At 63.9% G+C, this 14,565-nt stretch carries 10 protein-coding genes; 8 read left to right on the top strand and 2 right to left on the bottom strand.

All coding sequences use genetic code 11. The features are described 5' to 3' along the window. The first annotated feature begins 131 nt into the window (after positions 1–131). From AC07XM_RS03880 to qhpG, 6 genes are all read left to right on the top strand, one after another. Positions 132–1,511: a hypothetical protein gene (locus tag AC07XM_RS03880; protein ID WP_102688801.1), complete on the top strand. Its 1,380-nt coding sequence runs from the start codon at positions 132–134 to the stop codon at positions 1,509–1,511. A 444-nt stretch (positions 1,512–1,955) separates the two neighbouring features. Then, positions 1,956–2,195, top strand: a complete 240-nt coding sequence (locus tag AC07XM_RS03875; RefSeq protein ID WP_024717550.1) for a hypothetical protein — start codon at positions 1,956–1,958, stop codon at positions 2,193–2,195. Between the two features lie 250 nt (positions 2,196–2,445). Beyond that, entirely contained in the window at positions 2,446–4,356 is a 1,911-nt protein-coding gene (locus AC07XM_RS03870) for a sigma-54-dependent Fis family transcriptional regulator (protein ID WP_060517938.1), read from the top strand. A gap of 2 nt (positions 4,357–4,358) precedes the next feature. Beyond that, positions 4,359–6,092, top strand: a complete 1,734-nt coding sequence (locus AC07XM_RS03865) for an ABC transporter ATP-binding protein (protein ID WP_102688802.1) — start codon at positions 4,359–4,361, stop codon at positions 6,090–6,092. Further along, positions 6,082–6,759 carry a subtilisin-like serine protease QhpE gene (gene qhpE, locus AC07XM_RS03860; RefSeq protein WP_023047185.1) on the top strand — a complete coding sequence of 226 codons (678 nt, stop codon included), beginning with the start codon at positions 6,082–6,084 and terminating at the stop codon, positions 6,757–6,759. The genes AC07XM_RS03865 and qhpE overlap by 11 nt, the downstream gene beginning before the upstream one ends. Next, on the top strand, positions 6,752–8,044 hold the full coding sequence (qhpG, locus tag AC07XM_RS03855; protein WP_102688803.1) for a flavin-dependent monooxygenase QhpG: 1,293 nt from the start codon (positions 6,752–6,754) through the stop codon (positions 8,042–8,044). Before qhpE ends, qhpG begins: the two co-directional genes overlap by 8 nt. A 37-nt stretch (positions 8,045–8,081) precedes the next feature. Here qhpG and AC07XM_RS03850 read toward each other — a convergent pair whose 3' ends face one another. Beyond that, on the bottom strand, positions 8,082–9,395 hold the full coding sequence (locus AC07XM_RS03850) for an alginate export family protein (RefSeq protein WP_102688804.1): 1,314 nt from the start codon (positions 9,393–9,395) through the stop codon (positions 8,082–8,084). A 137-nt stretch (positions 9,396–9,532) separates the two neighbouring features. Next, the gene (locus tag AC07XM_RS03845) at positions 9,533–11,026 is read right to left on the bottom strand and encodes an aldehyde dehydrogenase family protein (protein WP_102688805.1); all 1,494 of its coding nucleotides are present in this window, start codon (positions 11,024–11,026) and stop codon (positions 9,533–9,535) included. 494 nt (positions 11,027–11,520) lie between these two features. Between AC07XM_RS03845 and peaA the strand changes: the two genes are divergently transcribed. After that, on the top strand, positions 11,521–13,086 hold the full coding sequence (gene peaA / locus AC07XM_RS03840; protein WP_102688806.1) for a quinohemoprotein amine dehydrogenase subunit alpha: 1,566 nt from the start codon (positions 11,521–11,523) through the stop codon (positions 13,084–13,086). A gap of 48 nt (positions 13,087–13,134) precedes the next feature. Continuing rightward, the gene (peaB, locus tag AC07XM_RS03835) at positions 13,135–14,565 is read left to right on the top strand and encodes a quinohemoprotein amine dehydrogenase maturation protein (protein ID WP_016487328.1); all 1,431 of its coding nucleotides are present in this window, start codon (positions 13,135–13,137) and stop codon (positions 14,563–14,565) included.

Here is a 14,565-nt window from a genome sequence, read left to right as displayed (position 1 = left end):
GGCCTGACAGCCCCTGCGGCACCTGATAGAACTGCCAGTAGGCATCACTTTTTTCCTGTGAGCAAATAGCACCAACGCCTGTGACCTATCTGAATGTGCAGGCTGAGACTGTTTGGAAAAGGTGCTTGGTGATGCTGACTCGAATGTGGCTGCTGTTTTTAATCATTGGTAGTTTGGTCGGTTGCGGGGCGCACACGCCCTTTGTGCAGGCTCCCCGCCCAGTCGCACAGACCCAGTTATTGATAAGTGAAACAGCCAAGTCTCAGCAGTTGACCGCGCTGAACAAGCGCGGGGAGCAGGTAATCGCGCAACTCAAGGTTTGGTATGACTCCGTTACCGAAGACTGCGGCGGCCCTGATAAACCGAGTTACCTGTGCAGCGGTATCGAAATGCGTGCCACGGGCTTCAGCCCAGACTTTCTACCTTGGGACCCGAGCCAGAAGCACCTGGACAAAGGCGCCATCGCGTTTTCCTGGGCGCGCCGCGATACCAACTTTGGCAGGGCGGCGGAACGCTTCAATGGTTTTTTGTTTCCGCCACTGCAGGCCATCCCGCACAACAAGATTCGCGATCTTGAGGTGTTGTGCACGTTCCCAATAGATGGCGGAACGGACAACCGCGATACGGCGAACGGGTGCGGGCCGCATGACGGGTTTGAAGCCACCACCGATGCGTGCCAGAAAGTCGGTGTAACGGATGCCGATGCGTGGCTGGCAACGTACAGCGACGATGACATCGTGAAGTCCAGAGTCTGCGGATGGGACCTGCGCGAAGCCCCCGCTAACATGAAGGCGCAGTGGTTCGAGATGCCGATAAAAGTCAGGGCGGGGTTGAGCGCAGACGCATGGATGGGCTACAACGAGATTTTGCTCCCCGTATGGAAAGTTGGCGTGGGCGCAGACTTGCCTTTGTATGCATTTTTCTATGTGGAGGGGCAAACGCAAGCGGGATTGCTGGCGCAATTTGACCAGGCCCGTTATCACGCAGCTTATGGCCAGGCGGTTCCTGTCATCCGAATCAAGCTTCCTACGGCAAAGGACCAGGTCATGCAGTTTACCTACGATGAGGAAGACCAGGCGGTGGGAAGACCCATCGTCACCTCTGACGTTGATTTTGAATCCGAGCAGATCGGTGAGCGAAAAGAATTCAAAGTTGACGGATCGACATTCATATTGCATGGCACGGGGGAAGTCAGCGATGACTCGCACGGGGGCGGTGGAAGCTCGATAAGCGCAAAACATCTCAAGTTTGAAGGTTCAACCGAGATTTTACTGCCTGGTAACGGGCGTCGCCGCGTCAGTTACGACTGGGGCTGCAGTGATGTATGCACAAGAGATCTCTCGTTTACCGACAACCACAGGCTGCTGAATGACCGTGAAGGTATGCATTATGGATCGGATGAACTTACGGTCGACGGCCCTGAAATCCTGCACCTTTATATGAGTGAAGATGGCGAGAACCCGAGAATGGTCATAGACAACCTGAAAGTCACGCAGGCGCAAGCGCGATAACAGCCTTTATGTTGGTCGCACCGTGGGAAAAACCGCGAAGCGGCCGGTGCGGCCAACAGAAGTGTTACTACACATGCCCTAAGCTTGAAACCCTTCCCTGACCCCGGTAGTCTTTGCCCGCTGCTGTCAATCCAGCAGCCGGGTTTGGTAGCCCGCGATCAATCAAGGCGCACAAGCGCCCGCTCTGCGATACAGTTGGCGCTTTTTTGTGCCCGGCTGTTTCGTTTTATGGCGGCTGTGCGTAGGGCGCCTTCGTGCGCGCCGGTTTCCTTGATTCCCGGTCTACCAACCTGCGTACAGCCGTCACCCTTTCGTTTGGTAGCGATTTGTGGCGGCTCCAGTGAATCAAGGAGCGACACAATGACAAAAGGCTTACCTGATCCCCCCGCCCGCGCCACCACGGCGTCTTCCAGCTTCTCGACTTGCGAATGCAGCCATCCGCCGCTGTTTGCCGTGCGTTCTGGGGTGGACTACGAAGATGCGCTAGTGCACCTGTCCACGCTGCTGAAAGGGGCGTTTGCGACAAACCTCAAGGCGTTGGAATTGGCCAAGGGGACCTGTCGTGATCTGCTGTTGAGCAACGACCATGGGCTGGATTCGGCCAAGGCGGTGGTGGAGGCGCTGCTGGATGGGGTAGAGGGGCAACAGTTGACCGTGAAGGGGTTGAGGGCAAGCCCACTTTAAGCGGTAAAGCGCCGCTCTTAAGATCACGCGGTCTCTGAGCGGCCTCGTGTCGCGAACGGGCTGCAGAGCAGCCCCGGCGATATGTGCATCATGGCAGACATTCCGGGGCTGCTTTGCAGCCCGATTGCGACACAAGGGCACCCCCCCCTCAACCCATCAACCAGATGACGCCCAGCTTTTTCTCCCGCACACTGCGGAAAATTCCCAAGCCCGTACCCCGCCACCTTGCAGGGCACAGCCGGAGAAGAAAATGGCGCGACAACTAATAACAAACGCCCACGACCCGCTGCATGAATCCCGCCAGGCCCGGCTGAAGCTGGCCAGCGAAGGCGAGCTGCCGCTGGGCATGCTGCGCGACGAGATCGACGCGTCGTGGCGCCGCAGCCTGGGCCATGGCCTGGATTGCCTGCAGGGTGAACAGGTCGGCCTGGGCTTGGCGCAGGGCCACGACCTGCGCATGCTGCTGGAGCGCAACCGCTTGCTGGTCGACGCCGTTACCCCGGAACTGGACTACCTGGTCGCGCGTCAGGGCAAGGCCGGTATCGTCATCCTCGGCGACGCCCAGGCCAATGTGCTGGCCATCGAAGGGCAGAAGCATGTGCTGCAACGCGAGGGCCTGCGCGACTTGCACCCGGGCAGTTGCTGGAGCGAGTCGCTGCGCGGCACCAATGCCATCGGCACGGCTGTTGTAGAAGGCCGCCCGACGCTGATCAACTGCGGCGAACACTACCTTGACCGCCTCAGCCCGTTTTCCTGCACTTCGGTCCCCCTGCGTGACCCGCGTGGTGAGGTGATCGGCGTGCTCGACATCACGCGCGAAGGGGTAATGGCGCAACCGCAGGACAGCCTGTCGACACTGATGCTGGCCGCCGGCAATATCGAGAGCCGCCTGTTCGGTTTGTGCCACCCAGAGCAACTGGTGCTGGCCTTCCACAGCCGCCCGCAATACCTCAACAGTGCCTGGCATGGCCTGCTGGCACTGAGCCTTGATGGCGAGGTGCTGGCTGCCAACGACAGTGCCTGCCAGTTGTTGCAGGTGCCGCGCCCCGAGCTGATTGGCCGGCGCAGTACGGACCTGCTCGGCGAACGCTCACCCGCGTTTATTGCGCGCCTGTGGCAGGGCGGGGTGAGCAGTGTGCAAACGGCCAAGGGCGAGTTCTACTTCCGTGCCCTGCAGTTGCCGCGCCATGGCCGGGTCAATGGCAGCACGCCGGCCAGCAAGCCGACGCTGGGCAAGCAGTCGCCGGCACTCGACGCCCTGGCCGGTGGTGACCCACGGTTGGCGCGCAACCTGCGCATGGCTCGCCAGGGGCTGGGCAATGGCCTGCCGGTGTTGCTGCTGGGCGAGACCGGTACCGGCAAGGAAGTGGTCGCCCGGGCCCTGCACCAGGCCAGCCCGCGCGCTGACAAACCGTTTGTGGCCGTGAATTGCGCCGCCATCCCCGAAGGGTTGATCGAGTCCGAGCTGTTCGGCTACCGCGAGGGCGCCTTCACAGGCTCCCGGCGGGGCGGCATGGTCGGGCGGTTGATGCAGGCTCATGGTGGCACGCTGTTCCTTGACGAAATCGGCGACATGCCGCTGGCCTTGCAGGCGCGCCTGCTGCGGGTATTGCAGGAACGCCGGGTGGCGCCGCTGGGGGCCGGCGACGAGCAGGACATTGATGTGGCGCTGATCTGCGCCACCCACCGCGACCTCAAGCGCCTGGTACAGGAGCAGCACTTCCGCGAAGACCTGTACTACCGGGTCAACGGCGTATCACTGCGCTTGCCGGCGCTGCGCGAGCGTGATGACCTGGCGCAGATCATCCAGGGCCTGCTGGACAAGGCCGATGCCCGTGGCGTAACCCTGGACCCGGCACTGGCCGCGTTGCTCGAAGGCTTCGACTGGCCGGGTAACATTCGCCAGCTGGAAATGGTAGTGCGCACGGCGCTGGCCATGCGCGAGGACGGCGAGCAGGTGCTGACCCTGGACCACCTCACCGATTGCCTGCTGGACGAACTGGCCAGCGGCACGGCGCCCTCCGGCAGCCTGAAGGACAACGAACTGGAATTGATTCGCGGCGCCTTGGCGCGCCACCAGGGGAACGTTTCTGCCGCGGCCGAGGCACTGGGGATCAGCCGGGCGACGCTGTACCGCAAGCTCAAACAGTTGCGCGGCTGAGCATGGGCCCCTTGTTCGCAAGGCTGGTGGACTCCAGTGACCCTGCACTCATGCGCCAGGCGCTGGCCTGGCTGTATGGTTTCGTGCGCCCTCATCAACGTGCCATCGGCCTGTTGCTCGGCTTGTCGCTGGGCGCCTCGCTGCTGGCGCTGGCACAGCCCTGGCTGGTCAAGACGCTGATTGACGAGGGGCTGCTGGCCAAGGATTACCAGACCCTCTGGCACATGGCGGCGATCATGATCGGCGCGGGCCTGTTGGGCACGGTGCTGGCCGGGGTCAACCGCTACCTGCACACGCGGTTGTCGGGGCGCATCCTGTTTGCCCTGCGTGATGACCTGTACCGGCACCTGCAGCAGTTGTCGCCGACGTTCTATGGGCGGCGGCGCATGGGCGACATTCTTTCGCGGCTGGATGGCGATGTGGCAGAGATCCAGCGCTTTGCCGTGGATTCGCTGTTCTCGGCTGTATCCGCCGTCATTGGCCTGGTGGGCGCGGTGGCGTTGATGCTGATGCTGTCATGGCAGCTGTCGCTGTTGCTGGCGCTGCTGGTGCCGATCGAGGTGCTGTGGCTGCGCTGGATGCGGCGCAAGGTTGAGCGCGAGGTGCGCAGCCTGCGCGAGCGTTCGGCGGATGTGTCGTCGTTTTTGGTCGAGACCTTGCCGGCGATGAAGTTCATCCAGGCGGCCGGCCAGCAAAGCCGCGAGGCAGGGCGCCTGGACGCACTTGGCCAGGGCTACATGCGTCAGCTGCTGAAAGTGCAGGTGACCGAATTCTTCACCCAGGCCATCCCCGGCACGCTTACCTCCTGGTGCCGCGCTTGCGCGTTTCTGGTTGGCGGCTGGTGGGTGATTCAGGGGACCTGGCAATTGGGCGCGCTGATCGCCTTTTCCACCTACATGGGCATGGCAGTCGGCCCGGTGCAGAGCCTGCTTGGCCTGTACGTGGCGGTGCAGCGCATGGCGGTGAGCCTGGGGCGGGTGATGGAGCTCAAGCGCGAGGCCGTGGCCGTGCGCCCGGCCGCCCACCCGCAGCCCATGCCCGACGGGCCTGGCGAATTGCGCCTGGAGGCGCTGAGCTTTGCCCATGAAGGGCGCCAGGGCGCCGTGCTGAGCAATGTGCAGGTGTGCGTGCCGGGCGGGCTCAAGGTGGCCATCAGGGGGGCTTCGGGGGTGGGTAAGTCGACCCTGATCGACCTGCTGCAACGTTTTTATGACCCGGACGCCGGGCGTATCCTGCTGGATGGCATCGACTTGCGCGACCTGGACCTGGCTGCGCTGCGTCGACGCATCGCGGTGGTCAGCCAGGACATCGTGCTGTTCCGTGGCACCCTGGCGCAAAACCTGGCCTACGGTGTGCCCGAAGCCAGCCGTGCAGAACTGGAGCGCGTAGTGCGCCTGGCGCGACTGGATAGCCTGGTCGAAAGCCTGCCGTTGGGCCTGGACGGCCTGTTGGGCGAGCGTGGCCAGCAGTTGTCTGGCGGGCAAAAGCAACGCATTGCCATTGCCCGCGCAGTGCTGCAGGCCCCGGCGATTCTGGTGCTGGACGAGGCCACCTCGGCGGTGGACGAAGCCACCGAGCGCGAGGTGATCGCGGCCATTGACCAATTGTTCGTCGGCCGCACGCGGATCCTGATCAGCCACCGTGCGTCGACACTGGCCGATGCCGACCTGCACTTGCAACTGCATGATGGCCAGCTACAGGCGCTGGCGCAGGAGGCGGTCAAACATGGCCACTGACGTGCGCGTTGGCATCATCGACAGTGGCTGCTCGCCGGAGCAGGCCAGCGGTTTGCTTGGCTCCCGGCGTTTCTGGCTGGAAGACGGCCAGCTGCGTGAAGGCGAGAGGCTGCCCGACCTGCTAGGGCATGGCAGTGCAGTACTTGCAGGCCTGCGACGCGAAGCTGGCCCCGTGCCGTTGCTGGTGGCGCAGGTGTTCAGCGATCAGGCCAGCACCAGTGCCTTGCAGGTGGCGGCCGCACTGCTGTGGCTGGTGGAGTCGGGGGCAACGCTGGTCAACCTCAGCCTCGGCTTGCAGCAGGACCGGCCTGTACTGCACCAGGCTTGCGCTGAGGCCTTGGCTGCGGGTGTGCTGTTGTGTGCATCCAGCCCGGCACAGGGTGGGCCGGTGTACCCGGCCAGCTACCCCGGGGTGCTCCGGGTTACCGGTGATGCCCGTTGCGCGCCCGGCCAGTGGTCCTGGCTTGGCACCCGGCAGGCGGACTTTGGCGGTTACGTCGGGGCTGGTAGCAGGGCAGGCGCGAGTTTGGGCTGTGCAGCCTTGAGCGGCAGGATCGCGGCGCTGATGCGTGAGGAGCCGGGTATGAACTGTCAGCGGGTGCACGACTGGTTGCGCAGCAATGCCGCATTCACCGGCCCGGAGCGACGAGGTGCCAGCCATGACTGAATCGCGCATTGTGGTACTGGGCGCCGGCCCTGCGGGGGCCGCCACGGCCATCGGCTTGCGGCGCCTGGGCTATGCGGTCACTGTGGTGTCGCAGTGGCGCCGGTTCGCCGCGGTCGAAGGTGTTTCTGTGCGGGTATTGGAGGGCTTGCGCCACGCAGGCCTGGGCGGCGCCTTGAGCCAGGCAGCCATGCCGGCCACCCGGCAGGTGCACTGGAACGGCCAGCACCTGCAAATGAACCAGGAATTTTTGCTGGATCGGCAACGGTTTGACCGGGCGCTGCGCGACGACCTTCAGCGTGCAGGTGTAAGCGTGGTTGAGGGGCGGGTGCGCGAGGTCACGCATGAGGGCAATCATCAAGTCCGTCTGGATGATGGGCAAGTCCTGATCGCTGATTTTCTCGTCGAGGCTCGAGGGCGTCAGGCACCGCTGGCTGCGGACCGCCTGCGCGGGCCGGAAACGGTCAGCCTGCTCAACGTCTGGCAGGGTAGCCCTGGGGCGCCTGCGTCGGCAGTGGAAAGCCTGGAGGATGGCTGGGCCTGGATGGCCCGCCTGGAAGATGGCCGCTGCTACTGGCAAGCCACCCTGGACGCCGGTGGGCTGCCGGGCAAGCTCGGATTGGCAGATTACTGCGCGGCGCGGCGTGCCAGCAGCACGCTGGTGGCCGAGCTGTTCGATGAGAGGGCGCGGGCGCCAGTACAGGTGCATGCGCGCAGCAGTACGGCGATTTTGGCGGGCGAATGTGTCGGGCAGGACTGGATACGGGTGGGTGATGCGGCGATGGCGGTTGACCCGCTGTCGGGCAATGGGATCTTCCAGTCGCTGTCTTCGGCGTTACAAGCACCGGTGGTAATCAATACGTTGCTGCGCAGGCCTGAACGGGCCGAGTTGGCGTGCCAGTTTCACCAGCAGCGGGTCGAGCAGCTGTTCTTGCGCTTTGCCCGTATCGGGCGGGATTTCTACGGGCAGGAGCAGGAGCGGGCGGGGCACTCGTTCTGGGCCAGGCGCCAAAGCTGGCCGGATGCGCAGCCACTGCATCAGGCGGCTGACCGGCAGGCCGTACGGGTTGAGCGGCGGCCGGTGCTGCTGGACGGTCTGGTGGAGGCGGCCGAGGTGGTGGTAACGCCGGATCAGCCGTTGGGGGTGTGGCATTTGCAGGGCGTGGAGTTGGCGCCTGTACTGCGGGAAATACGTAGTGGCCGGCCTGTTGAGGCCGTGTTGTCGGGGCTTGCGGGTGAACAGCAGAGGATGGTGCGGCGGTGGCTGATGGAGCAGGGCTTGGCTTGAGATTGCCGGGGCTGCAAAGCAGCCCCAGAATCTTGAATCAGAAGAAGGTCCCGACCACCAGTTGCATATAGGTCCCGGTGTCCGTCCCACCCAGCTGCGTACCGCCATTGGCCGCACTGCGCTCAGGCTTGTAGAACCCCACCAGCGGGCTGATCAGCAGATGGTCGTTGACCATCCATTCGACATACAGGTCCAGCTCCCGTCCGCCGAGGTTGCCCTGGTCGGTGTCCAGCGTATCGAAGTCGAAGTACAGCGCGCCGACGGTCAGGTTGTCCCGTGGCTTGCCTTTCAGCGCCACGTGGTGCACCTGGCTGTTCTTGTTGAACGGCCCGGCATAGTTGGCTGCCACCTCACCCTGGAACCAGGTGCCATAGCCCCGGCTCAGGCCGTAGAACAGTGGGTCGAAGCCTTCCGAGAAGCGGCTGTAGCGGTAGGTGGCGGTGGCGGTCCATGGTAGCTCGGAGAAGGTCCAGTTGCCCTCCAGGTACCAGGCATTCTCGCGCCCGCCGGTCTTGTCCTGGGTGACGTATTCGCCCGCCAGCTCCAGGTCTTTCACGCCTAGGTTGCCCCGCCCGCGCAGGCTGGCGGTGTCCATGCCGTCGCGGTGTTGCAGGCCCATGATCTGTGCGTAACGCTGGTCCACGTCCAGGCCGCGGATCCAGCTCAAACCCACCGTGCCGGCATCGGTGACGTGTTCCAGGTTGGCTACCGCAAGGGAGGTGTCGGCCTGGTAATGGTTATCGGACTTCAGCCACATCAGGTCACCGCGCCAACCCTGTTTGCCGCCCAGGCGCAGCACGGCGGTGCGGTCGAAGGCTTTGCGTGCGGCCAGGTAGTAGGCACCACCGCGGTCGAAGTTGGCGCCCAGGTCGGCCTTGCCCAGGTTCACCGGGTCGCCCTGGATCAGGAAGCCGTCACCCAATGTCACCACCTGGCGGCCACCGGAGATGTCTACCCCGTCTTCGCCCAGGGCCGGGAACAGGTTGGCCGAGCGCCAGCCCAGGTACAGGTCTTCGATGGCGGTGCGGCGCTCATCGCCCAAGGTCAGGCCGGCGGCGTCGCCATCGCCCCAGGTGGCGGAACTTAGCAGGTTGAAGGCGCCGTAGAGGGTGCCGCTATCGGCCAAAGCCTGGCTGGCGCTGAGGCCGTACTTGACGTAACCCTCTTGCCAGGCGGTGCTGCCTGGTTGGCGGTTGCCGGCCTGATTGAAGCTTTCGTCGCTGTGGAAGGCGCCGAACAGGGCTTCGAGGTCGGCGTTGAGGGTGGTGCCGTTCTGGTTGGACAGCGCGTGGGCCTGGCTGGCGGGTGCGGCGAGCAGCAGGGCCAACGTGCAGGCGAGTGAGTGCCTCATGGGGTGCTCCATGGTTTTTTGTTGTTGTTTTGGGTTGCCTGGGGTGGCCTCTTCGCAGCACAAGGCTGCGCCTACAGGGAACGGGTGCGCTTGTAGGCGCAGCCTTGTGCTGCGAAGAGGCCGGTACAGGCAGAAGATCAGAGCTTGATCAACACCGACTTCAGCTCGGTGTAGTGCTCGATGGCCGCTGCGCCCATCTCACGACCCACGCCAGACAGCTTGTAGCCACCAAACGGCAGCGCCGGGTCCAGCGCGCTGTGGCAGTTGACCCACACTGACCCCGACTTGATACGCGGGATCATGCGGTGCACAGCAGCCAGGTCGTTGGACCAGATGCTCGCACCCAGGCCGTAGGGGTTGTCGTTGGCCATGCCGATCACTTGGTCGATATCGTCGAATGGCATCGCTACCAGCACAGGCCCGAAGATTTCTTCCTGCACCAGGCGGTGGCGCTGGTCGACATCGACGATCACTGTTGGTTTGACGAAGTAGCCCGGCCCAAAGCCTTCGCCGCCACAGGCAATGGTCGCACCCAGCTCGCGACCAAGTTCGATATAGCCGGTGACGCGGTCCTGCTGCTTGGCCGAAATCAACGGCCCCATCTGCACGGCCGGGTCCAGCCCGTTGCCCAGCTTCATGCCGTTGGCGATGCCGGCGATGTCGGCCACCACGTTGTCAAAGTGCTTGCGGTGCACGTACAGCCGCGAACCCGCGCAGCACACCTGGCCCTGGTTGAAGAAGATCGCCGTGGCAGCGCCGGCAGCGGCTTCCTGCAGGTTGGCGTCCGGCATCACGATGGTCGGCGACTTGCCGCCCAGCTCCAGGGTGACGCGGGTCATGTTGTCCATGGCCGCCTTGCCGATCAGCTTGCCGACCTCGGTAGAGCCGGTGAAGGTCAGCTTGTCTACGCCGGGATGGCGGCTGAGGGCTGCGCCGGCATTCAGGCCGGTGCCGGTGACCACGTTGAATACGCCTGCCGGGTAGCCGGCTTCGTCTACCAGTTCCGCCAGCTTCAGCACACTCAGTGGGGTTTCGTCTGCGGGCTTTAGCACGAGGGTACAGCCGGTGGCCAGGGCCGGACCAAGCTTCCAGCAGGCCAGCAGCAGCGGGAAGTTCCAGGCGACGATGGCACCGACCACGCCGACCGCCTCACGGCGCACGAAGCCGTGGAACTGGTCGTTAGGCATCAGCGGCATGGAGGCTTCGACGGTGCTACCCTCGATCTTGGTAGCCCAGCCGGCCATGTAGCGCAGAAAGTCGATGGCCAGTTGCACGTCCATCACCTGCGCTACCGCGGCGCTCTTGCCGTTGTTCAGGCATTCCAGTTCGGCCAGCTGGCGAGCGTCGCGCTCCATCAGGTCGGCCAGGCGCCACAGCAGGTTCTGACGCTCGCGTGGGCGCAGGCGGCTCCACGGCGAATCGTCGAAGGCCTGGCGTGCCGCGCGCACGGCGCGGTCGACATCCTCGGCGTCGGCGGCGGGCACTTCACCCAGCACTTCGCCGGTGGCCGGGTTGCGGAACGACAGGGTGCGACCGCTGGCGGCATCCTGCCAGTCGGCGCCGATGCGCATCTTCAGTTTGCGTTCGAGAAAGGCGCGGGTGGCGGGCAGGATGGGCAGTTCACAAAGCATGGGGCTGTGCCTCTTGTCATTGGGTGTGAAGGGCACTGGCGCAATGGGCGTGCCAAGGTGGGCAGATGCCAGCAAGGCATTGAGTTGACTGGGTTTTGCCGTGATGCAAGGTTCGGATTACAGGCGTGCGCTGTTGCACATTGAGACGGTGTGAGACCGTGGTGAAACAATGGTTTCAAGGGCCAATCGCCGGCAAGCCAGTGCCTGCAGGTACAGCGCAGGTCTTCAAGGCAATGGTTAACCTGTGGGAGCGGGCATGCCCGCGAAGGCCTGCATGGCAGGCCCCTGTCTCAGGATGAAACACCCTGTCGCGAAATGGCACGCTGCAATTGGCCATCCTTGCTGCTGGCCAACCCCAGCAAACTGCCTAAGGGGTTGAAAGGCCACGCGTTTACTGCAACTGGCACAGTTCCTGTATCACCTCTGTCACATGCACACCTGCTGTACCAAAGCGTGCGAAAAACGATAAGAACAACAACCGTGGAGGTCTGACCTTGAAGACGACTCGACTCCGGCGGCATGCGGGCAAACTGGCGCTGGTCGCCGCCGCGCTGCTGAGCACCCAGGCCATGGCGGCCGAGCAGGGCCCGAGCCTGTTGCAGAAAAAGTGCATGGGGTGCCATATCCCCGAAGGCAACGATACCTACAGCCGCATCAGCCACCAGCGTAAAACGCCAGAAGGCTGGCTGATGAGTATCGCCCGCATGCAGGTGATGCACGGCCTGCAGATCAGCGACGACGACCGTCGCACGCTGGTCAAGTACCTGGCCGACAAGCAGGGCCTGGCGCCCAGCGAAACCGATGGCGTGCGCTACGCCATGGAGCGCCGGCTGAACACGGTCGAGCATTTCGACACCCAGCTCAGCGAAACCTGTGGCCGTTGCCACTCTGGGGCTCGCGTCGCCTTGCAGCGCCGCCCGGCCAAGGAGTGGGAGCACCTGGTCAACTTCCACCTTGGCCAGTGGCCGTCCCTCGAATACCAGGCCCAGGCGCGGGACCGCGACTGGCTGCCGATTGCCCTGCAACAGGTGGTGCCGGAACTTGCCAAGCGCTACCCGCTGGACAACCCGGCCTGGGCTGAATGGCAGCAGGCAAAGCCGAAGGCCGACGTGCTGCCGGGGCAGTGGGCGTTCAGCGGCCATATGCTGGCCAAGGGCGATGTGCGCGGTGTGATGAGCGTTTCGGCCGGGGAGGGCGACACCTTCAAGGTCGAGGTCAAAGGCGCCTATGCCGACGGTACACCTTTCAACGGTAGCGGCTCGGCGATCCTGTACAACGGCTATGAATGGCGCGGCAACGTCAAGGTTGGCGACACCCACCTGCGTCAGGTATTCGCGGCGCTGGATGGCGAAATGAAAGGCCGCATGTTCGAGGCCGAACACGACGAGCGTGGCCTGGACTTCACGGCTGCCAAGGAAGGCAAGGCGCGGCTGCTGGCGGTGCAACCGGCCTTCATCAAGGCGGGTGGCGAAAGCGAGATCACCCTGGTGGGCAGCGGCTTGGAGGGCAAGCCTGACCTGGGTGCCGGGGTGGAAGTGACCGAAGTACTGGAGCAGACCCCGACCCTGGTACGGGTCAAGGCCCGCGCCGCAGCCGACGCCAAGCCTGGCCAGCGCGAGGTTGCGGTGGGGGCGCTCAAGGGCGTGAGCCTGGCGGTGTACGACAAGGTCGAGGAAGTGAAAGTCGTGCCGGCGTTCTCCATTGCCCGCATCGGTGAAAACGGCGCTTCGGTGCCCAAGGTGCAGGGCCGCTTCGAGGCCGAAGCCTGGGGCAAGGACGCCAGTGGCCAGCCGCTGCGCATCGGCTATCTGCCGGCCACCTGGAAGGTCGAGCCATTCAATGAACGTGCGGTCGAGGACGAAGACGTCAAGTTCGCCGGGCAGATGCAGGCCGATGGCGTGTTCGTGCCAGGCGGCGCTGGCCCTAACCCTGAACGCAAGATGATGACCAACAACGCGGGCAACCTGAAGGTCATCGCCACGCTGGCCGACGGTGGCCAGACGGGCGAAGGGCACATGATCGTCACCGTTCAGCGCTGGAACAACCCACCGCTGCCGTAACGGCAGGGTGCAACGGTTTTCCAACGGATCGATTACCGGGAGGTCGCCATGGGCGCACTACTGAACCTGGTCGAACGCAACCTGCATGAAGTGCAGGTAGATGCCGACCGCATGCTGTTCCACATCCCCAGCAGTTCGCTGTTCACCGCCGACGCGGTGACCGGGGGCATCATCGACACCTTGCGCCAGCAAGGCTGTTCGGCCGAAGAGCTGATGCAGCGCCTGGGCCAGCAGTTTGCCGGCAACGATATCCAGGACACCCTGCGCGAGCTGATCGCCCTGGAGCTGGTCAGCGACGGCTCGCCGCTGACCGCGGAAATCGGCGTCAAGCGGGTCGAGCGCACCGCGCTGAATACCGTGGTGCTCAACGTCAACACTGGCTGCAACCTCAGCTGCACCTATTGCTACAAGGAAGACCTGGACAAGCCATCTGCCGGCAAGAAGATGAGCACCGCCACCGCCGAAGCTTCGGTGGAAATGCTGCTCAAGGAATCGCCTGACGAGGAGCGCTACAGCGTGGTGTTCTTCGGTGGCGAGCCCTTGTCCAACCGGCCACTGATCGAACACATGGTGGGCTACTGCGAGCGGCGTTTCGCCGAGGCGGGCAAGCAGGTGGAATTCATCATGACCACCAATGCCACGTTGCTGACCGAAGAGATTGTCGATTGGCTCAACGCCCATCGGTTCGGCCTGTCGATCAGCATCGACGGCCCCAAGACCGTGCACGACCGCAACCGCATCACGGTGGGCGGGCAGGGCACCTATGACGTCGTGCGGCGCAAGGCCGACATGCTGCTGTCGCGTTACAACAGTCGGCCGGTGGGGGCGCGGGTGACCTTGACCCGCGGCATCACCGATATCGAGACGATCTGGAACCATCTGTTCAACGAAATGGGCTTTGCCGAAGTCGGCTTTGCCCCGGTCACTTCCGGCGACATGGCGGACTTCAACCTTACCGGCGAAGAACTGGTTGAGGTCTTCGCCAACATGAAGGCGCTGGGGCGCCGCTACCTGGACGCCGCGCTGGAACACCGCAATATCGGTTTTTCCAACCTGCACCAGCTGATCACCGACATCCACGAGGGCCACAAGAAGGCCCTGCCATGCGGTGCCGGGCTGAAAATGCTGGCAGTGGACCATGAAGGCGAGCTGAACCTGTGCCACCGCTTCACCGGTTCCAGCCTGCCGACCTTCGGCAACGTGCACCAGGGCGTCAAGCAAGTGGAGCTGAACGACTTCCTGTCGCAGCGTCTGGACCGCAGCAACACCGGCTGCGAAAGCTGCCGCATCCGCAACCTGTGCTCTGGCGGCTGCTACCACGAAAGCTACGCCCGCTACGGCGACCCGCAGCACCCGACTTACCACTACTGCGAACTGATGCGCGACTGGGTCGACTTCGGCATCGAAGTCTACAGCCGCATCATGGCCGCCAACCCGGCCTTCATCGACCGCTACATCACCCCGCGGAAGGCGCACTGA

Source organism: Pseudomonas sp. GW460-LB5, from assembly GCF_059423245.1.
This window is presented reverse-complemented; position numbering and strand designations above follow the sequence as displayed.

Coding starts and splice junctions, on each gene's coding strand:
- AC07XM_RS03880 (WP_102688801.1), top strand. CDS start 132: ATGCTGACTCGAATGTGGCTGCTGTTTTTAATCATTGGTAGTTTGGTC.
- AC07XM_RS03870 (WP_060517938.1), top strand. CDS start 2,446: ATGGCGCGACAACTAATAACAAACGCCCACGACCCGCTGCATGAATCC.
- AC07XM_RS03865 (WP_102688802.1), top strand. CDS start 4,359: ATGGGCCCCTTGTTCGCAAGGCTGGTGGACTCCAGTGACCCTGCACTC.
- qhpE (WP_023047185.1), top strand. CDS start 6,082: ATGGCCACTGACGTGCGCGTTGGCATCATCGACAGTGGCTGCTCGCCG.
- qhpG (WP_102688803.1), top strand. CDS start 6,752: ATGACTGAATCGCGCATTGTGGTACTGGGCGCCGGCCCTGCGGGGGCC.
- AC07XM_RS03850 (WP_102688804.1), bottom strand. CDS start 9,395: ATGAGGCACTCACTCGCCTGCACGTTGGCCCTGCTGCTCGCCGCACCC.
- AC07XM_RS03845 (WP_102688805.1), bottom strand. CDS start 11,026: ATGCTTTGTGAACTGCCCATCCTGCCCGCCACCCGCGCCTTTCTCGAA.
- peaB (WP_016487328.1), top strand. CDS start 13,135: ATGGGCGCACTACTGAACCTGGTCGAACGCAACCTGCATGAAGTGCAG.